The organism is Chelatococcus albus, from assembly GCF_030067675.1.
GTDB classification, from domain to species: domain Bacteria; phylum Pseudomonadota; class Alphaproteobacteria; order Rhizobiales; family Beijerinckiaceae; genus Chelatococcus_A; species Chelatococcus_A albus.
Window position 1 is genome coordinate 91,148 of the sequence record NZ_JASJEV010000001.1, and the last position, 18,630, is coordinate 109,777.

The following is an 18,630-nucleotide window of genomic DNA, read 5'->3' on the forward strand; positions in this document are numbered from 1 at the left end:
CGGGATCGGCCGGAGCGGAATCCATCCAGCCGACGGTCCGGCTGCCACTGGTTGAGTTCGAGCGGGACAGGTGCGGCTGAACCGGCCACGCCAGTCCGCTCCAGGCGACGGGCCTTCGACGGATGCGTTTGATCCTCCGCTTTCTCGGCTTTCTCTTTGCGCTCGGCACGATTCTGTTCGTGATCGGCGGCGCCGTCGCCGGCTTCTTCGTCTGGAAATTCTCGCAGGATCTGCCGGACTACACCCAGCTTGCGAACTACGAGCCGCCGGTGACCACGCGCGTCCACGCGGGCGACGGAAGCCTCATCACGGAATATTCGCGCGAGCGGCGGCTTTATCTGCCGATCCAGGCAGTGCCCAAGCTCGTCATCGCCGCCTTCCTCTCCGCCGAGGACAAGAATTTCTACAAGCACAACGGCGTCGATCCGGAAGGCATCGCCCGCGCCATCGTCACGAATTTCCGCAACAGCGGGCGGCGTCAGCAGGGTGCCTCGACCATCACGCAGCAGGTGGCGAAGAACTTCCTCGTGGGCGACGAGCGCAGCTACGAGCGCAAGATCCGCGAAATGCTCGTGGCACTGCGCATCGAGGCCACCTATTCCAAGGACAAGATCCTCGAGCTCTATCTCAACGAGATCTACCTCGGGCTGGGCAACTACGGCATCGCCGCCACCGCGCTCAACTACTTCGGCAAGTCGGTCCACGAGCTGACGCTCGCCGAGGTCGCCTACATGGCGGCCCTGCCCAAGGCCCCCAACAACTACCATCCCTTCCGCCAGCGCGAGGCCGCCATCGAGCGCCGCAACTGGGTGCTCGACCGCATGGTCGAGAACGGCTACGTGACGCGTGAGCAGGCCGAGAAGGCCAAGGCCGAGCCGCTCGGCGTCTCCCCCCGCCAGCTGTCGCCGCACAACTATCTCGCCGGCTACTTCGCCGAGGAGGTGCGGCGCGAGATCGCCGAACGCTACGGCGAGAAGAAGCTCTACGAGGGCGGTCTGTCGGTGCGCACGACGCTCGATCCGAAGATGCAGGCCATGGCCCGCAAGGCGCTGGTGGACGGGTTGGTGCGCTTCGACGAGGCGCGCGGCTGGCGCGGCGCCCAGCAGAAGATCGACATGACGGCGCGCGAGTGGGGTGCGAGCCTCTCGGAATTGCCCGCGCTCGGCGACGTGCAGCCGTGGCGCCTCGCTGTTGTCACGGAGGTCGACGATCAAGCCGCACGCATCGGCCTGCAGCCGAAGCGCGACGGGTCGGGCCAGCTGCCGCGCGAGCGCGAAACGGGCGTCATCACCGCCGACGGCGTCAAGTGGACGCGCAAGAAGCTCACCCAGACGCTGCGCGTCGGCGACGTGGTCTATGCCGAGCCGATGGAGGGCCGGAAGGGCCAGTACCGCCTGCGGCAGGTGCCGGAGATCTCCGGTGCCCTCGTCGCCATGGATCCCAACACGGGCCGCGTCTTCGCCATGGTCGGCGGTTTCTCCTACGACCAGAGCGAGTTCAATCGCGCCACCCAGGCGCTCCGGCAGCCGGGCTCGTCGTTCAAGCCGTTCGTCTATGCGACGGCGCTGGACAACGGTTACACGCCCTCCACCATCGTGGTGGACGGCCCCATCGAGATCGATCAGGGCCCGGGGGTTGGCGTCTGGGCACCGTCGAACTATGACGGCAAATACGCCGGCCCGCGCACCTTGCGCTACGGCGTCGAGCATTCGAAGAACCTGATGACCGTGCGGCTCGCGCGCGACGTGGGCATGCCGCTCGTCTCCGAATACGCCAAGCGCTTCGGCGTTTACGATGACATGCCGCCGCTCCTGTCCATGTCGCTCGGCGCGGGTGAGACGACGGTCATGCGCATGACGACAGCCTATGCCATGTTCGTCAACGGCGGCCGCCGCATCAAGCCGACGCTGATCGACCGGATCCAGGACCGCTGGGGCCGTACGATCTTCAGGCACGACGAGCGCATCTGCGAGAAGTGCGATGCGGAGAAGTGGGTCAACCAGAACGAGCCGGCACTGATCGACAGGCGCGAGCAGGTGCTCGATCCGCTGACCGCCTATCAGGTCACCTCGATCCTGGAGGGCGTCGTGCAGCGCGGCACGGCCACCGTCATCAAGGAAGTGGGCAAGCCGCTCGCCGGCAAGACGGGCACCACCAACGATGCGAAGGACGTGTGGTTCGTGGGCTTCTCGCCCGATCTCGCCGTCGGCGTGTTCCTCGGCTACGACAAGCCCCAGTCGCTCGGCAATTCGGCGACCGCCGGCAAGTATGCCGCGCCGATCTTCCGCGATTTCATGAAGCTTGCGCTGAAGGACAAGCCGGCGACGCCGTTCCGTGTGCCCGCCGGCATCAAGCTCATCCGCGTCAGCGCCAAGAGCGGTCAGCGCGCCGGGGGCGAGGAGGGCGGCGGCACCATCCTGGAGGCCTTCAAGCCGGGCACGGCGCCGCCCGAATATGCGCCGGCGGCGCCGGTTGATCCGTATGGCGGGCCGCCGGGACCGGAAGCAGGCATGGCCGGTCCGGGGCCGGGTGGGCTCTACTGAGATCTTGTCCCAGCCGGTCGCCGGTTTACATGGAGGGACGGGGCCGCTATGAGCCTCGCCGTCCGGCGTGAACGGCATGGCCGGATTCTCCAAGGAAGATCGACAATCGCGATGCGTGCCGAGATCGAAGCGCTCGTTGATGCCGTCAAGCAGTCGATAGGACTGCTGAGGAGGCATCTTTGACTGGGATACCGCCAAGAAACGGCTCGCCGAGCTGAACCAGCTCGCCGAAGACCCCAACCTTTGGAACGACGCCGAGGCCGCGCAGAAGGTCATGCGCGAGCGGACCGATCTCGACGACCGGATCTCGGCCATCGAGCGGCTGGATCGCGAGCTCGAGGACGCCGTCACGCTCATCGAGCTCGGCGAGGCGGAGGAAGACGCGGAGGTGATCGCCGAAGGCGAGAACGCCATCCGCGCGCTCGAAGCCGAGGCTGCGCGCCGGCAGGTCGAGACGCTTCTCTCGGGCGAGGCCGACCAGAACGATACCTTCCTCGAAGTGCATTCCGGCGCCGGCGGCACGGAAAGCCAGGACTGGGCGCAGATGCTGATGCGCATGTATTCGCGCTGGGCGGAGCGTCGCGGCTTCAAGGTCGAGGTCCTGGAAGTGACCGACGGCGAAGAGGCCGGCATCAAGTCCGCGACCTTGCAGGTGAAGGGTCACAATGCCTACGGCTGGCTGAAGACAGAATCGGGCGTGCATCGCCTCGTGCGCATCTCACCCTTCGATTCGAACGCCCGCCGCCACACGAGCTTCGCCTCGGTCTGGGTCTATCCGGTCGTGGACGACCGCATCCAGATCGACATCAAGGAATCGGACTGCCGCATCGATACCTTCCGCTCTTCGGGAGCGGGCGGCCAGCACGTCAACACGACCGACTCGGCGGTGCGCATCACGCATATTCCGACCGGCATCGCCGTGGCCTGCCAGGCCGAACGCTCGCAGCACAAGAACCGCGCCACGGCGTGGAACATGCTGCGCGCCCGCCTCTATGAGCTCGAGCTGAAGAAGCGCGAGGAGAAGGCGATGGCGGAGGCGGCCTCGAAGACCGACATCGGCTGGGGCCACCAGATTCGATCCTACGTTCTGCAGCCCTACCAGCTCGTGAAGGATCTGCGCACGGGCGTGACCTCCGGCACGCCCGGGGACGTGCTCGACGGCGATCTCGATCCCTTCATCGAGGCGTCACTAGCTCAGCGCGTCTACGGCGGCGGTGGCGAGGTCGAGGATATCGACTGATCCGCGGCCAGCAACGCGGGACATCGGAGCGCCGGCGCCTGCCGGGCCGCGGTGTCCCGCATCCTGCTGCCTATTGCATCTTCGCCCGCCTCCTGGCGCGGCGCGCGGCCGCCGAGTGCGCCCGGACGGCTGGCGTCGAGGCCTGTCAGCGCGTCGGCGGGGTACAGTAGTCCCAATACCCCCTGGCGCGCGAATTGTCTGTCCAGAACCAGCAGAGCGACGGATCGGGCGGGGCGGGCGCCGCTCCGGCAACTGCCACCGCGGTGATCGCGCCGACGGTCACGCCGGCAACTGCCGCGCCCCAATACCAGGGGCGCACCCGCGGAACAGGGCGCACGACCACCGCGCCCGGCCGGTAGACGCGGCCGACAGGCCGCCCGACGGCCGCAGGCGGGCGAACAGGGCGCGCGACGGCTGCCGGTGGACGCATGACCGGGCCGCCTGGTCGAACGCCGACGCGTGCGCTTCTCATGGAACTGGCCGTGGTGCCCACGTCCGCCGGTGTGCCGGGCCCCGACGGAACTGCTGCCGCCGTGGCGTCGTTGCCGGAGATCAGGGCAAGGCAGAGGAGGCCCGTCTTCGCGAGGGATCGCAGCCGCGCCGGATGATCCTGCCGCGCATTTTCCTGTTTGGAGACCGGTGCCATGGGACGACTCCTTCCCGATGCCCGGCGAGGCTCGGCCGCGACGCCGACAGGCGGCGCCGCTCCGAATCGCGTTGCTCCACCTCTTGCCGCGGCGGTCGACCAACGACGCCACGTGCGCGCCCGGGCCTGCGCGCTCACCGCGCGAGCGTAGCGCCCCTGCCGTGTCCGCGCATCCCGGCGCTCAGCGCCGGAACTGCGGCTCAGAGCAGTTGGTCAAGGCGCTCACCGGCTCTGAGGAACCGTATCGGATCGACGGCCTCGCCGAACACCCGGGTCTCGTAGTGGAGATGCGTGCCTGTGGAGCGGCCCGTCGAGCCGGCGCGGCCCACGGGATCGCCCCGCGACAGCCGATCTCCCGGCGTCACGTCGATGGCCGAGAGATGCGCATAGCGGGTTGTGACACCGTTGCCGTGGTCGACCTCCACGAGATTGCCGTAACCGCCGGAATATTCGGCGGTCACGACGGTGCCCGGCGCCGTGGCGCTCACCAGCGATCCGGCATCGGCGCGGAAGTCGAGCCCCGTATGGAGGGCGAGGCCGCGCGTGAACGGATCGAGCCGCACGCCGAAGCCGCTCGTAATGTCGAGGGGGGCGCTGGTCGGACGCGCGAGCGGCAGCGCCGAGACCATCTTCTGCAGCCGCTCCACCGCAAGGACGCTCGTCTGCGCCTGCGCGGCCAGGGCCGCGAAATCGCCCCTCGCGCCCTGTGTGTCCGCCGGCACGAAGGGACCGCCGACGGCCTCGTGGCGGCTGCGCGGCATCAGCCGCTGCGGATCGATCCCGGTCTCCGCCAGCACGGCGTCCAGAATCCCGCGCCTTCTCTCGGAGACGGCGATCACGTCCGTCAGCGTCTTCGTCTGCGACCTGTCCACCCGGCGCATGGAGCGCTCGGCCTCGGCCAGGCGTTCTTCCAGGCTGCCACCGGCCGCGGGCAGGGCGCTCGTCCGGGATGCGCCGGGCCCCTGCCGGCCGCCCCGCAAGGGCGGCACCTCAGAGACCGGAGCGGGCTTCCGGCCGAGGGCCGGCGAGGGGGCGACATCGGCCGCCACCGGCGCCTCGATGGCGGGCAGTTGCGCCTGGCTCGGTGCAGTGGCCGAGCGCCGCCTGGTCAGGGCGGCGATCACCGCCTGCCGGGTTTCGAGTTCCGCCTGGCGCCCGAGGAGTTCGTTGACGCGCGCATCCAGGCTGTCCCGCTCGAGAAGCTGGCCGCTGGCGACGCGATCGAGCTGCGCCTGAAGCTGTGCGACACGATCTTCATAGGCGAGGAGAATCTCGTCCGTTCCTGCGGAGGCGAAGGGATTGCGTCCGGCGACGAGGAGCCACGTGGCCGCGGATGCCCACACGAGCACGGCAAGGAAGGTTGCAAGACAGGCAAGGATCGTGGACGGCGCCAACACCATCGGATGGCGAGAACCGGCGCCTCGCCATCGCGCAACAAGCCCGCCCAGACCGCCGAACATCACACCGTTCCCGCCATGCAGAACCACGTCGATTAGAGTTCGTTAGCGTTAATCAATCGCTAGCGTTGCCCCCCGGCAAAATCATGCGGGCCGGTGCGGGGAGGGGGGAGGCGCATCAGAGCGCCTCGGCAGCGGCCAGAACCTCCTCGGCATGACCGGGGATCTTCACCTTCGGCCACACGCGCGCGATGACACCCTCGCGATCGATGAGGAATGTCGAACGCTCGATGCCCATGTATTTGCGGCCGTACATGCTCTTCTCCACCCACACGCCGTAGGCCTGCAGGACGGCCTTGGTCTCGTCGGAGGCGAGCGCGAAGCCGAGGTCGTATTTCGCCCTGAACTTGTCGTGGCTCGCCACGCTGTCGGCCGACATGCCGACGATCTCCGTGTCGGCCGCGGCAAATCGACCCCTCAGGGCATTGAAGGCGATGGCTTCCTTGGTGCAGCCGCTCGTGTCGTCCTTCGGATAGAAGTACAGGACGACCTTGCGCCCCCTGAACGAGGACAATTTCACCCCGGCGTGGCCACTGGCCGGAAGCTCGAAGTCAGGTGCCTTGTCGCCTTGCTGCAGAGCCATTCTCTTTGCCTTCCTTTCGTCGGAATTGTCGTGGCTATCCATGCGAAACGCTGACCACGCATCGTGAGGCCGCCACGGGCACGCCCGCGGGCCGTCCTTGTCCAGGGGGCACGCCGGTTGGACAAGGTCGGGCCGTAACGCTTTGATGGCGGGGGCCAACTCGACCGGATAGGGGCACCCGGTCGTTCGGACCTGCGAGGGTTCAGCGTATCGAACCGAATCGCGGTGTCGGTCGACATGACGCCGCACATGGTCTGACGTCGGCCCGGATGGTGCAATTGCGACTTCTCCCGCTCGGCAAACGCTCGGCGGCACGCTCTGCGGGCGGACGGGCCCGGCGCGGGGGGCGCGCGCGCTTGCTGCGCTGGTGCTGCGGCGCCGTGATCGGCGTCGCCGTCTTCCTGGCCTTGGCGATCGGTCTCCTGGCCATTCGCTTCGCCATGGGTCCCATCGAGATCGACGGCCTCTCGGACCGCGTGGAGCAGGCGCTTGCGGAGCGCATGGGGGCGCGCTGGTCGGTGGACGTCGGCACCGCCGTCATCGACCACACGCGGGACGGGCCGACCCTTCGCGTCACGGACGTCGACGTCCGCAACCCATCCGGCCTCAGGGTCCTGCATGCCGCCAGCGCGACGCTCGCCGTCGATCCCTGGGCCCTTGTCGCCGGGCGCTTCACGCCGAAGGCGGTGGAGTTCGCTGGGCTCGACCTGAGGCTGACGGTCGCCCGCGGGGGGGATCTCAGCCTTTCCGCTGCGGAAGACGACGAGGCGCCGGCGGCCGCGCCCGGCCAGGCGAAACCGGCGGCCCTGCCGCTCGCCGTCGGCGCGGCCTCGCTCGTCGATCTCCTGGCCACCCGCGAGGGGGTGTTCGGGGGCCTGGACCGGGTGGAGCTCAAGGACGCGCGGCTGACGCTCGTCGATGCCCGCCGCCGCCCGCGGGCGGTCTTCAGCAACGGTTCGCTCGCCATGCAGCGGCCGAAGAGCAAGCTCGTGCTCTTCTCCTTCGGACTGCGCGGCCGCACGGGTCCGTGGACGCTGTCGGGCTCGGTCAGCGGTCTGCCCGGAGAGGCGCGGCAGGCGACGATGACGCTGACGGACGTGCCGGTGTCGGACGTTCTGCTGCTCGGCGGGTTGACCAACGCGCTCGTCACCACGGACATGCCGCTGTCCGGCGAGGCGCACATCGCCATCGACGCCGGGGGCGAGCTCACGGATTTCGAGGCGGGGCTCAAGGGCGCGGCGGCGATCGTGCACGTCGACGATCCGGACATGCCGCCGATAAAGGTCGACGAAGTCGCCATCGCGACGGCCTGGGACAGGTCGGCCGGCGAGCTCGTCGTCCGTTCCGCGACGTTTGCCGGCGGGCGAACACGCTTCGATCTCGCTGGTCGCCTGTCGCCGGGGCCCGAGGGCACGCCGTGGCAGCTGTCGCTCAGCGGCCGGAATGCCGTGCTCGAGGGCTTCGGACCGCAGGATCCGGACCTGAGGATCGACGAGGTGAGCGTGGCGCTCGCCGGCGTCGCCGGCGGCGGCATGGCGATCGAGCGTCTCGCCGTCTCGGGGGACGGCTACGGCGTCGCCCTGTCCGGCACCCTCGGCACCGATGCCGACGCTGGCGGCCTGCGCCTCGGCCTGTCGACGGCGCGATCGGCGGTCCGGCCGATCCTGCGCCTGTGGCCCGTGTCGATCGCGCCCGACGTGAGGCGCTATCTCGTCGACAATCTCCGCTCGGGCATCGTCGAAGAGCTCAATGTGGGCGTGAGCCTCAGCGGCGAGGAGCTGCGGGACGCGCAGGCCAAGAAGCCGATCCCCGACAAGTCGGTGAAGATCGACTTCAGGCTGTCCGAGACCGAATTCTGGCCGGCGGAGACCGTGCCGCCCTTGGCTCAGGCGACGGTGAGGGGCGCGATCAGCGGGCGCTCGGCGACGGTCCGCGTTCCGGCGGCTCAGGCAAGGATCTCGCCGGGCTACGCGCTCGCCCTGAGCGAGGGCGTCTTCAACGTGCCGGACACGGCAGCAGAGAAGACCCCGGCGACGGTCGATTTCCGCATTACCGGGACGGCGGATGCGCTGGTCGCCCTCCTGGCGGAGCAGGGCGCCGCGATGGGCAGGCCCATCGACCTCGATCCGGCGACCGTCAAGGGGCAGGTGGACATGAAGGCCTCACTGGCCATGCCCTTGTCCAGGGACCTGAAGAACGAGGAGGTGGCGACGAGCGCCTCCGGCATGATCACCAATCTCAGCATCGATCCGGTATACGCCAAGGAGAGGCTCGAAGACGCGACCCTCGCCCTCACCCAGGATCACACCACCCTGACCCTGAAGGGCGAAGGCCGCGTCGGCGGTCTTCCGGCACAGATCGAGGTGAATCAGCCGCGGCTCGCCGGGCCGGGCGATGCCACCCTTATACTGACCATGGACGATGCGGCGCGCGCCAAGCGTGGGCTTGCCCTCGGCAAGCAGTTGACAGGTCCGGTGGTCGTCAAGCTGACCGAGAGCCTGTCGAAGGCCGACAAGACGCCGGCGCGCATCGAGGTCGATCTCGGCAAGGCGGCGATCAACGAGCCGCTGCCCGGCTGGTCGAAGGCTGCCGGCAAGCCCGGCAAGGCGACGTTCAGCCTGCGCGAGACCAATGACGGCTATGCGCTCGACGATCTCGCCGTCGACGCGGGGGCGACGGTGCGGGGCCGGGTCGAGCTTGCGGCCGACGGGGCGCTGACGACTGCCGAGTTCTCGCAGGTGAAGCTTTCTCCGGGGGACGACCTGAAGGTCACCGTGGATCGTACGAAGACGGGCTACAGGGCGGGCGTGAAGGGCAATGTCCTCGACGCGCGGCCCTTCCTGCGTTCGTTCATGAGCGCCGGCAGCGCGACCGGCACGGCCGGCGACAAGCTTGATCTCGATCTCGACCTCTCGGTGAACATCGTCGCCGGTTACAACGACGAGGCGCTGTCGAATACGTCGCTCAAGTTCAGCAAGCGCGGCAAGGACATCCGCGACCTGCAGCTGACCGGCCGCTTCGGCAAGGCGCCCGTCAGCGTCCTGCTCTCGCGGGCGGAACGGGCGGGCGAGAACATCGTCGTCCAAGCCGCCGACGCCGGCTCGACCCTGCGCTTCATCGACCTCTACAAGCGCATGGCCGGCGGCGACCTGACGATGCAGCTCTCGCCGGACGGCGGGGAGCAGGCCGGCAGCCTCGTCATTCGCGATTTCGGCTTGCGCAACGAACCGGCGCTGCGGCGCATTCTCGCCGAGCAGCCCGCGAGCGGCGACGCCGCTCGCGTGGATGTGGCAGACATTCCCTTCACGAAGCTCAAGGCCGACTTCACACGCGCCCCGGGGCGCATCAACATTCGCGACGGCGTCGTCTGGGGCCCCCAGGTCGGCGTGTCGCTGCAGGGCCACATCGACACCGCGCGCGAGCGCGTCGACCTGTCGGGCACCTATGTGCCGGCCTACGCCCTCAACAACATCTTCAGCCAGGTGCCGATCGTCGGCCTCATCCTGGGCGGGGGACGCTACGAGGGCCTGTTCGCGATCAATTTCCGCGTGACCGGACCGCTCGGCACCCCGAGCATGACGATCAACCCCTTGTCGGCGATCGCGCCCGGCATCTTCCGCAAGTTCTTCGACGTCGGGCGCGCCGACAGCGGCCCCCCCGGGCCGCCGGCCTCGCGTTCAGAGCGCTGAGGCCTTTGCGCACGGGGGGCGCGATTGCCGTCAGGCAGTCGGCCGCAGGAGCACGTGCTTCTTCTTGCCGAGCGACAGCTTCACCACGCCTTCCGGCGTGAGGTCGCCCGGGGTCAGCACGGCGCGCTCGTCGGTGACATTCGCATCGTTGACCTTGAGGCCACCGGCCCTGATCTGGCGGCGCGCCTCGCTCGTGGAGGCGACGAGGCCGGCCTGGACGAAGGCGCTGAGAACGCCGAGGCCGGCGTTGAGCATGTCGGTCGACACGCTCACGCTCGGCAGGTCCTCGGCGAGCGCTCCTTCCTCGAAGGTCTTGCGCGCCGTCTCCGCCGCCGCCTCGGCCGCCGCCCGGCCATGGACCACGGCCGTGACCTCGGTGGCCAGCACCTTCTTGGCCTCGTTGAGCTCGGCTCCCTCGAGACGCTCGAGGCGCCTGATCTCGTCAAGCGGCAAGTCGGTGAAGATGCGCAGGAAGCGGCCCACGTCCGCATCCTCTGCGTTGCGCCAGTACTGCCACAGGTCGTAGGGCGACAGCATGTCGGCATTGAGCCAGACCGCGCCGCTCGCCGACTTGCCCATCTTCGCCCCGGACGAGGTGGTGAGCAGCGGGCAGGTGAGGGCGAAGAGCTGCTTGCCGTCGATGCGCCGGCCGAGTTCGATGCCGTTGACGATGTTGCCCCACTGGTCGGAACCGCCCATCTGCAGGCGGCAGCCGTAGCGCCGCGACAGCTCGAGGAAGTCGTAGGCCTGCAGGATCATGTAGTTGAACTCGAGGAACGACAGCGGCTCCTCGCGGTCGAGCCGGGTCTTCACCGACTCGAAGGTCAGCATGCGGTTGACGGTGAAATGGCGGCCGATGTCGCGCAGGAAGGGAATGTACTCGAGCTTGTCGAGCCACTCCGCGTTGTCCAGCATGACGGCGTCCGTCGGCCCGTCGCCGAAGGTGAGGAACTGCGAGAAGACCCCCTTGATCGTCGCCTTGTTGGTGGCGATCTGCGCCTCGTCGAGCAGCGGACGCGCCTCGTTGCGGAAGGACGGGTCGCCGATGCGGGTGGTACCTCCGCCCATGAGCACGATCGGCTTGTGGCCGGTCTGCTGCAGGCGCCGCAGCATCATGATGTTGGTCATGTGCCCGACGTGCAGGCTCGGCGCCGTCAGGTCATAGCCGATATAGGCAACGATCCGTTCCTTCGTCGCCAGGTCGTCCAGCGCCGGCGCGTCGGACACCTGGTGGATGAGGCCGCGCTCGTCGAGCGTGCGGAGGAAGTCGGAACGAAAGGTGCTCATCGGTCCTGGTCTTGGATAGGGCCTCGAAGTCGCAGCGGTCGAGCCGAGGCCGTGGGCTCGACGGGGCCGGTGGTGTAACAGGTTCCAGCGGGGATTTCATCAGGGGTGAGGATCTTGCATGCCATCGGTCTCATGAGCGGAACATCGCTGGATGGTGTCGACGTCGCGCTCATCGAGAGCGATGGCATCTCCATCTCGTCCTTCGGGCCAACGGGTTTCCGTCCCTATGACGACGAGGAGCGCGCCCTGCTGCGTCGTGCTCTTGCCGACGCGGCCTCGCTCGCCGATCGCAAGGCGCGGCCGGGGGCCCTGCGGGAGGCGGAGGCCCTCGTCACGGAGGCGCATGCCGAGGCGGTCGAGCGCTTCTTGGCCGCCTACGCGCTGAGGGCGCGGGAGGTCGATGTCGTCGGCTTTCACGGCCAGACGGTCATCCACCGCCCCGAGCGCCGCCTGACCGTCCAGATCGGCGACGGGGCCGCCCTGGCGCGCCGCCTGGGCATCCGCACCGTCCACGACCTGCGCGCCGCCGACGTCGCCGCCGGCGGTCAGGGAGCGCCCTTTGTGCCGGTGTTCCATCAGGCGCTGGTCAGGCGGGCCGGCCTCGCAGGGCCAGTTGCCGTCCTCAACGTTGGCGGCGTCGCCAATGTCACCTGGATCGACGCGGATGCCCCGCCGATTGCCTGCGACACCGGCCCGGGCAATGCCCTGATCGACGACTTCATGTTCGAGCGCACGGGAGCGGGGATCGACCGCGATGGCGCCGCTGCCGCACGCGGACGCGTGGACCCGGCGGCCCTCGACCGGCTGATGGCGCATCCCTATTTCGCGCAACGGCCGCCGAAGTCGCTTGACCGGAACGCCTTTTCACGCGAGGCGGTGTCGGGGCTGGCGACCGAGGACGGCGCCGCCACGCTCACCGCCTTCACCGCCCGGTCGGTCGCAGCGATCATCGCGCATCTGCCCGCGGCGCCTGCCTTGTGGATCGTATGCGGGGGAGGGGCGCGCAACCCGACGCTGCTGCGGATGCTCGCGCGGGAGACGGGGGCAGACGTGCGGACCGCCGAGGATTTCGGCTGGTCCGCGGAGGCCCTGGAGGCGCAGGCCTTCGCCTTCCTGGCGGTGCGGAGCCTCGCCGGGCTGCCGCTCACCTTTCCGACGACGACGGGCGTGGCCGAGCCCCTCTCGGGGGGCGTGCTTGCGGAGCCTTGAGGCTCCGCAAGGGGAGGGTCAGGCTGCGTCCTCGGCGGTCGCGACGCCGAGGCGCTTGTCGAGGTAGCCGTTCACGGTTTCCATCAGGTCCTCGACCTTGCCGTCGAAGAAGTGGTTGGCTCCGTCGACGACAGCATGCTCGATCTGGATGCCCTTCTGCGTCTTCACCTTCTCGATGACGCTGACGACGTCCTTCACGGGGGCGACGCGATCTTGCGAGCCGTGCACGAACAGGCCGGAGGACGGGCAGGGGGCGAGGAAGGAGAAGTCATACCGGTTCGCCATGGCCGCGATCGAGATAAAGCCCTCGATCTCGGGGCGGCGCATGAGAAGCTGCATGCCGATCCAGGCGCCGAAGGAAACGCCGGCGATCCAGCAGGTGCGGGCCTCCGGGTTCATGGCCTGCGCCCAGTCCAGCGCGGCGGCGGCGTCCGACAATTCGCCCTGGCCGTGGTCGAAGGCCCCCTGGCTCCGTCCCACGCCACGGAAGTTGAAGCGCAGCACGGAGAATCCGCGGTTCGCGAAGGCGTAGAACAGATTGTAGACAATCTGGTTGTTCATCGTGCCGCCGAACTGCGGATGCGGATGCAGCACGATCGCGATCGGCGCTCCCTTCCGCTTCGCGGGCTGATAGCGGCCTTCGATGCGCCCCGCCGGACCGGTGAAGATGACTTCGGGCATGGTGTACTCTGCTGCGTGACCAAGGCTGTCTCTCGCGCAAGGCAGGCCCGCTCCGCGGGCCTTGACTCGGTGAGGTTGGGCCTCCTAAATCACATTTAGAATTATTCTATTCGCTTAGAACGCTTCTAAAGAAGCTCTTCAGCCGGTGAGAACCAAGGCAATCGTGCAGGGCGCGACTGTCCAAGGCATGTAGTGGGCGCTATCTACCACGGCAACGGGGGGGCAAGGCAAGGCTCGTGTTCGACGCGAAGTGCCGCTCCCGGAGACGAGGATGACGACCGAACGCACCTACCTCGACTACAACGCCACGGCGCCGGTGCGGCCTGCCGTGATGGAGGCCATGGCGCGTGCGCTCGCCCTGACCGGCAATCCCTCGTCCGTCCACAGCGAAGGACGGACGGTGCGGCGGCTCGTCGAGGAGGCGAGGGAGAAGGTTGCCGCGCTCGTCGGGGCCAGGCCGCAAAACGTCATCTTCACGAGCGGCGGGTCGGAGGCGAACAACACGGCGCTCACGCCCACGCTCGGCTGCTGCGGACGTGAGGAGCCGCTCGCTCTATGCCTCGTCGGCGCCACGGAACATCCGAGCGTGCTCGAAGGTGCGCGCTTCCCGGCGCATCGCGTGGAGCGGGTGCCGGTCGACCGGCAGGGCCTCGCCGACCTGTCCTGGCTGGAGAGGCGCCTCTCGCGGCTCGCGGACGAGCGTCCGGGCGGGCGGGCTCTGGTGTCGCTGCAGTTCGCCAACAACGAGACCGGCGTCGTCCAGCCCGTGTCCGAGGCGGTGCGCCTTGTGCACGCCCGTGACGGCATGGTGCACACGGACGCGGTGCAGGCGGCCGGCAAGATCCCGATCGATGTCGCCGGCCTCGGCGCCGACCTGATGACGCTCTCCGCGCACAAGTTTGGCGGGCCGCAGGGCGTCGGAGCGCTCGTCCTGGGGCACGAGGCCATCGAGATCCGCGAGCGGCTCGTGCGCGGCGGTGGCCAGCAGCGCGGCTACCGCGCCGGGACGGAGAATGTCGCGGGCATTGTGGGCTTCGGCGTCGCGGCCAGTCTTGCATTGGACGAGATTGAAGATTATTCCGCGCGGATCGGAGCATTGCGCGATCGTCTGCAGGACGAGGTGCGCCGGATCGCTCCAGACGCGGTGATTTTCGGGGCTGGCGTCGATCGTCTGCCCAATACGCTTGCATTCGCCGTGCCGGGCCTGAGAGCCGAGACGCTGCTCATGGCGCTCGACCTCGAGGGCGTGGCCGTGTCGTCAGGGTCGGCCTGTTCGTCCGGCAAGGTGCGTCGTTCCCACGTGCTCGATGCCATGGGCGTTGCACGTGACGTTGCCGAGGGTGCGCTGCGCGTCAGCCTCGGCTGGGCCTCTGAGGAGGCGGATGTAACCCGTTTCGCGACGGCCTTCGCCAAGGTGGCCGGCGCGCTGATCTCCCGTCGCGCAGGGCGGCAGGCCGCCTGAGCGACGGATTGTCTGAAGCCTAACCCGCGGCCCTTGAAGCCGTGAGAGGAGGTCTGGAATGCCTGCCGTGCAGGAGACCGTCGAGCGCGTCAAGACGCTGGACGTCGATCAGTACAAGTACGGGTTCGAGACCCATATCGAGGTCGACAAGGCTCCCAAGGGCCTGTCCGAGGACATCGTCCGCTTCATCTCGCAGAAGAAGGGCGAGCCGGAGTGGATGACGGAATGGCGCCTTGAGGCCTATCGCCGCTGGGTGACCATGCGCGAGCCGACCTGGGCGCGCGTGAGCTATCCCAAGATCGACTACCAGGACCTCTACTACTACGCCGCGCCGAAGAAGAACCCGGCGCCGAAGTCGCTCGACGAGGTCGATCCCGAGATCCTCAAGACCTACGAGAAGCTCGGCATTCCGCTGCGCGAGCAGGAGATCCTCGCCGGCGTGGAGGGTGGCTCGCGCGTCGCCGTGGACGCGGTGTTCGACTCCGTGTCGGTCGCGACGACCTTCAAGGAGGAGCTGCGCAAGGCGGGCGTGATCTTCTGCTCCATCTCCGAAGCCATCCGTGAGCATGCCGAGCTCGTGAGGAAGTATCTCGGCTCGGTCGTTCCGGTCTCGGACAACTTCTTCGCGACGCTGAACTCGGCGGTCTTCACCGACGGTTCGTTCGTCTACGTGCCCGAGGGCGTGCGCTGCCCGATGGAGCTGTCGACCTACTTCCGCATCAACGAGCGCAAGACCGGACAGTTCGAGCGCACGCTGATCATCGCTGACAAGGGCTCCTACGTGAGCTACCTCGAGGGCTGCACGGCGCCGCAGCGCGACGAGAACCAGCTCCACGCCGCGGTCGTCGAGCTGATCGCGCTCGACGACGCCGAGATCAAGTACTCGACGGTGCAGAACTGGTACCCGGGCGACGCGCAGGGCAAGGGCGGCGTCTACAACTTCGTGACGAAGCGCGGCGACTGCCGCGGCGCCAACTCCAAGATCTCCTGGACACAGGTGGAGACCGGCTCGGCCATCACCTGGAAGTACCCGTCCTGCATCCTGCGTGGCGACAATTCGCGGGGCGAGTTCTACTCGATCGCCATCTCGAACGGCTATCAGCAGGTCGATTCGGGAACGAAGATGCTCCACCTCGGCAAGAACACGACGAGCCGGATCATCTCCAAGGGCATCGCCGCCGGGCGCTCCGAGAACACCTACCGCGGCCTCGTCTCGGCGCATCGCAAGGCGACGGGCGCGCGCAACTTCACGAACTGCGACAGCCTGCTCATCGGCGACAAGTGCGGGGCGCACACCGTGCCCTACATCGAGAGCAAGAACGCCAGCGCCGTCTTCGAACACGAGGCCACGACCTCGAAGATCTCGGACGACCAGATGTTCTATTGCCTGCAGCGCGGCCTGGACGAGGAGGAGGCGGTGGCCCTCATCGTCAACGGCTTCGTCAAGGACGTGCTGCAGCAGCTTCCGATGGAGTTCGCCGTCGAGGCGCAGAAGCTCATCTCGATCAGCCTGGAAGGCTCGGTGGGCTGACCGCCTGGGGGCGGCCTCTGCCAGCCCCGGCGCCCCGACGGCAGGCCGCGGGGATCGTCCAATCGAAACGGCCGGCGCGGGAGCCGGCCACGGCATGGAAATGGCGGCCGGGCGGTCCTGCGTGACACCGGGCTCGGCCAGGGAAAGACACGATGCTCCAGATCAACAACCTCGTCGTCGAGATCGACGGAAAGCGCATCCTCAACGGCCTCGATCTTTCGGTGAAGGCGGGCGAGGTCGCCGCCATCATGGGCCCGAATGGATCGGGAAAGTCGACGCTCTCCTATGTCATCGCCGGCAAGGAGGACTACGAGGTCCTCGATGGCGAGATCGTGCTCGACGGCCAGAATCTCCTGGAGATGGACCCGCACGAGCGGGCCGCGCACGGCGTGTTCCTCGCATTCCAGTATCCGCTGGAGATCCCCGGCGTCGCCACCATGACCTTCCTCAAGTCGGTCATGAACGCCCAGCGCAAGGCGCGCGGCGAAGAGGAGCTCACGACGCCCGACTTCATGCGTCGCGTAAAGAAAGCCGCCGAACGCCTTCACATCGACCAGGAGATGTTGAAGCGGGCTCTCAATGTCGGGTTCTCGGGCGGTGAGAAGAAGCGCATGGAGATCCTGCAGATGGCGCTGCTCGAGCCGCGCTTCTGCATCCTCGACGAGACGGACTCCGGCCTCGACATCGACGCGCTCAGGGTGGTTGCGGAAGGCGTCAACGCGCTGCGCGACCCCAAGCGCGCCTTCCTCGTCATCACGCACTACCAGCGCCTGCTGAACCACATCGTGCCGGACAGCGTGCATGTGATGGCGAACGGCCGCATCGTGCGTTCGGGCGGCAAGGAGCTCGCCCTTGAGCTCGAGGCCTCCGGCTATGCCGAGTACAAGGAAGAGGCGGCCTGAGCATGAGCGCAGAGGTCACACCCATCCGCACGGCGGCCGAGACGGCGCTCATCGAGCGCTTCAAGGCCGCGAAGGGCGAGCTGCCCGGCGACGGCGAGGTGGCGAAGCGCCGCGAAGAGGCCTTCGCTCGCATCGAGGCCGCCGGCCTCCCGCATCGCCGCGTCGAGGAGTGGAAATATACCGACCTGCGCGGCCTGATGCGCGAGGCGGCGCCGCTCGCCCCGCTGCCCTCCGCCGCGGAGGCGGCCGGGGCCATCGCTGCCGCCGAGGCCTTTGCGGCCGTCGACGCCGTGCGGCTGACCTTCGTCAACGGTCATTTCCTGCCCGGTGCCTCGTCCACGGGCGGGCTGCCTGCCGGCGTCGAGATCGTGCCCCTCGCGGAGGCGCTCGCCAGCGGCCATGCGCTCCTTCGCGAGATGGGACGCGTCGCGGTGGGGAAGGACAATGCCGCCCTCGCCCTCAACGCAGCCTTCATGGCCGATGGCGCGGTGATCCGCGTGGCGGATGGCGTGCCCGTCGCGCAACCCCTGCATCTGCGCTTCGTCAATACCGGCGCGGCGCCCTTTGCCACCTCGCCGCGCGTGCTCGTTGCGGTCGGCGAAGGGGCCTCGGTCACGCTGCTCGAGACGCACGAGGGGACGGCCGGCGTCGCCTACCAGACGAACACGGTGGTCGAGATCTTCGCCGGCGCTGGGACCAATGTGTCGCACGTGCGGCTCAACGCCGAGGGCGACGGGGCGCTGGCGCTCTCGACGCTGGCTGTGTCGCTCGGCGCCGAGGCGCTGTTCAACACGCTCGGTGTCGTCACGGGCAGCGCCGCGGCGCGGCACCAGCTGTTCCTCGCCTTCGAGGGCGAGGGAAGCAAGGTGTCGATCGGCGGCGCCACGATGATCGGCGGCCGGCAGCACGCCGACACCACGCTCGTCGTCGACCACGCGGTGCCGGGTTGCGAGAGCCGCGAGCTGTTCAAGACCGTCGTCGACGGCGAGGCGACCGGCGTCTTCCAGGGCAAGATCATCGTCCGCCCGGACGCGCAGAAGACCGACGGCCGCATGATGTCGGCGGCGCTGCTCCTCTCCGAGACCGGCACGATGAACAACAAGCCGGAGCTCGAGATCTTCGCCGACGACGTGCAGTGCGCGCACGGCGCGACCTGCGGCGCGCTGGACGAGGACCTGCTCTTCTACCTCATGGCGCGCGGCTTGCCGCGCGGCGAGGCCGAGGCGCTCCTCGTCCAGGCCTTCCTGGGCGAGGCGATCGAACTTGTCGCACACGAGGGCGTGCGCGAGGCGCTGCTCGGGCGGACGGCCGCCTGGCTCGCCGCGCGCGCGGCCTGAACGACCCGTTCCGGGCGCGGCGGCCGCGCCCGGGACCATGAACCCGGCATCGCTCAGCGACGC

Annotated in this window: 13 protein-coding genes; 8 read left to right on the forward strand and 5 right to left on the reverse strand. The window is 68.5% G+C overall.

Annotation, left to right across the window (positions count from 1 at the left end; all coding sequences use genetic code 11):
* Nucleotides 1–122: 122 nt before the first annotated feature.
* Both QNA08_RS00400 and prfB read left to right on the forward strand, forming a co-directional pair.
* Nucleotides 123–2,543 (forward strand): penicillin-binding protein 1A, encoded by a 2,421-nt coding sequence (locus QNA08_RS00400; protein ID WP_283738713.1) that lies wholly within the window; start codon nucleotides 123–125, stop codon nucleotides 2,541–2,543.
* Between the two features lie 111 nt (nucleotides 2,544–2,654).
* Nucleotides 2,655–3,783, forward strand: a protein-coding gene (gene prfB / locus QNA08_RS00405) for a peptide chain release factor 2 (RefSeq protein WP_283738714.1) whose coding sequence is annotated in 2 segments (ribosomal slippage) — nucleotides 2,655–2,723 and nucleotides 2,725–3,783 — 1,128 coding nt in all. Because the reading frame shifts where the segments join, the coding sequence is not laid out codon by codon here.
* Nucleotides 3,784–3,928: 145 nt separating this feature from the next.
* Here prfB and QNA08_RS00410 read toward each other — a convergent pair.
* The 3 genes from QNA08_RS00410 to QNA08_RS00420 all read right to left on the reverse strand — a co-directional run bounded on the left by QNA08_RS00410 (nucleotide 3,929) and on the right by QNA08_RS00420 (nucleotide 6,469).
* Nucleotides 3,929–4,429: a hypothetical protein gene (locus tag QNA08_RS00410; protein ID WP_283738715.1), complete on the reverse strand. Its 501-nt coding sequence runs from the start codon at nucleotides 4,427–4,429 to the stop codon at nucleotides 3,929–3,931.
* A 200-nt stretch (nucleotides 4,430–4,629) separates the two neighbouring features.
* Nucleotides 4,630–5,823: a M23 family metallopeptidase gene (locus tag QNA08_RS00415; protein ID WP_283738716.1), complete on the reverse strand. Its 1,194-nt coding sequence runs from the start codon at nucleotides 5,821–5,823 to the stop codon at nucleotides 4,630–4,632.
* Between the two features lie 181 nt (nucleotides 5,824–6,004).
* Entirely contained in the window at nucleotides 6,005–6,469 is a 465-nt protein-coding gene (locus QNA08_RS00420) for a peroxiredoxin (protein ID WP_283738717.1), read from the reverse strand.
* A gap of 356 nt (nucleotides 6,470–6,825) precedes the next feature.
* Between QNA08_RS00420 and QNA08_RS00425 the strand changes: the two genes are divergently transcribed.
* Nucleotides 6,826–10,158, forward strand: a complete 3,333-nt coding sequence (locus QNA08_RS00425; protein WP_283738718.1) for an AsmA-like C-terminal region-containing protein — start codon at nucleotides 6,826–6,828, stop codon at nucleotides 10,156–10,158.
* A gap of 30 nt (nucleotides 10,159–10,188) precedes the next feature.
* Here QNA08_RS00425 and tyrS read toward each other — a convergent pair whose 3' ends face one another.
* On the reverse strand, nucleotides 10,189–11,445 hold the full coding sequence (tyrS, locus tag QNA08_RS00430; protein WP_283738719.1) for a tyrosine--tRNA ligase: 1,257 nt from the start codon (nucleotides 11,443–11,445) through the stop codon (nucleotides 10,189–10,191).
* A 111-nt stretch (nucleotides 11,446–11,556) separates the two neighbouring features.
* On the opposite strand from tyrS, the gene QNA08_RS00435 reads away from it, so the two are divergent.
* Nucleotides 11,557–12,654, forward strand: a complete 1,098-nt coding sequence (locus QNA08_RS00435; RefSeq protein ID WP_283739284.1) for an anhydro-N-acetylmuramic acid kinase — start codon at nucleotides 11,557–11,559, stop codon at nucleotides 12,652–12,654.
* An 18-nt stretch (nucleotides 12,655–12,672) separates the two neighbouring features.
* Here the strand turns inward: QNA08_RS00435 and QNA08_RS00440 are convergent, their stop codons facing one another.
* The gene (locus QNA08_RS00440; protein ID WP_283738720.1) at nucleotides 12,673–13,335 is read right to left on the reverse strand and encodes an alpha/beta hydrolase; all 663 of its coding nucleotides are present in this window, start codon (nucleotides 13,333–13,335) and stop codon (nucleotides 12,673–12,675) included.
* A gap of 271 nt (nucleotides 13,336–13,606) precedes the next feature.
* Between QNA08_RS00440 and QNA08_RS00445 the strand changes: the two genes are divergently transcribed.
* The 4 genes from QNA08_RS00445 to sufD all read left to right on the forward strand — a co-directional run bounded on the left by QNA08_RS00445 (nucleotide 13,607) and on the right by sufD (nucleotide 18,567).
* Nucleotides 13,607–14,797, forward strand: coding sequence for a cysteine desulfurase family protein (locus QNA08_RS00445; protein WP_283738721.1), 1,191 nt, complete (start codon nucleotides 13,607–13,609; stop codon nucleotides 14,795–14,797).
* A gap of 58 nt (nucleotides 14,798–14,855) precedes the next feature.
* A complete protein-coding gene (sufB, locus tag QNA08_RS00450; protein WP_283738722.1) occupies nucleotides 14,856–16,328 on the forward strand; it encodes a Fe-S cluster assembly protein SufB in 1,473 nt (490 codons plus the stop codon).
* 152 nt (nucleotides 16,329–16,480) lie between these two features.
* Nucleotides 16,481–17,230, forward strand: coding sequence for a Fe-S cluster assembly ATPase SufC (gene sufC / locus QNA08_RS00455; RefSeq protein WP_283738723.1), 750 nt, complete (start codon nucleotides 16,481–16,483; stop codon nucleotides 17,228–17,230).
* A gap of 2 nt (nucleotides 17,231–17,232) precedes the next feature.
* Nucleotides 17,233–18,567, forward strand: a complete 1,335-nt coding sequence (gene sufD, locus QNA08_RS00460) for a Fe-S cluster assembly protein SufD (RefSeq protein ID WP_283738724.1) — start codon at nucleotides 17,233–17,235, stop codon at nucleotides 18,565–18,567.
* Nucleotides 18,568–18,630: the final 63 nt, after the last annotated feature.

Excerpts from the sequence above, each read along its gene's own strand:
- QNA08_RS00400 (WP_283738713.1), top strand. The coding sequence starts at position 123 with ATGCGTTTGATCCTCCGCTTTCTCGGCTTTCTCTTTGCGCTCGGCACG.
- QNA08_RS00410 (WP_283738715.1), bottom strand. The coding sequence starts at position 4,429 with ATGGCACCGGTCTCCAAACAGGAAAATGCGCGGCAGGATCATCCGGCG.
- QNA08_RS00420 (WP_283738717.1), bottom strand. The coding sequence starts at position 6,469 with ATGGCTCTGCAGCAAGGCGACAAGGCACCTGACTTCGAGCTTCCGGCC.
- tyrS (WP_283738719.1), bottom strand. The coding sequence starts at position 11,445 with ATGAGCACCTTTCGTTCCGACTTCCTCCGCACGCTCGACGAGCGCGGC.
- QNA08_RS00440 (WP_283738720.1), bottom strand. The coding sequence starts at position 13,335 with ATGCCCGAAGTCATCTTCACCGGTCCGGCGGGGCGCATCGAAGGCCGC.
- QNA08_RS00445 (WP_283738721.1), top strand. The coding sequence starts at position 13,607 with ATGACGACCGAACGCACCTACCTCGACTACAACGCCACGGCGCCGGTG.
- sufB (WP_283738722.1), top strand. The coding sequence starts at position 14,856 with ATGCCTGCCGTGCAGGAGACCGTCGAGCGCGTCAAGACGCTGGACGTC.
- sufC (WP_283738723.1), top strand. The coding sequence starts at position 16,481 with ATGCTCCAGATCAACAACCTCGTCGTCGAGATCGACGGAAAGCGCATC.
- sufD (WP_283738724.1), top strand. The coding sequence starts at position 17,233 with ATGAGCGCAGAGGTCACACCCATCCGCACGGCGGCCGAGACGGCGCTC.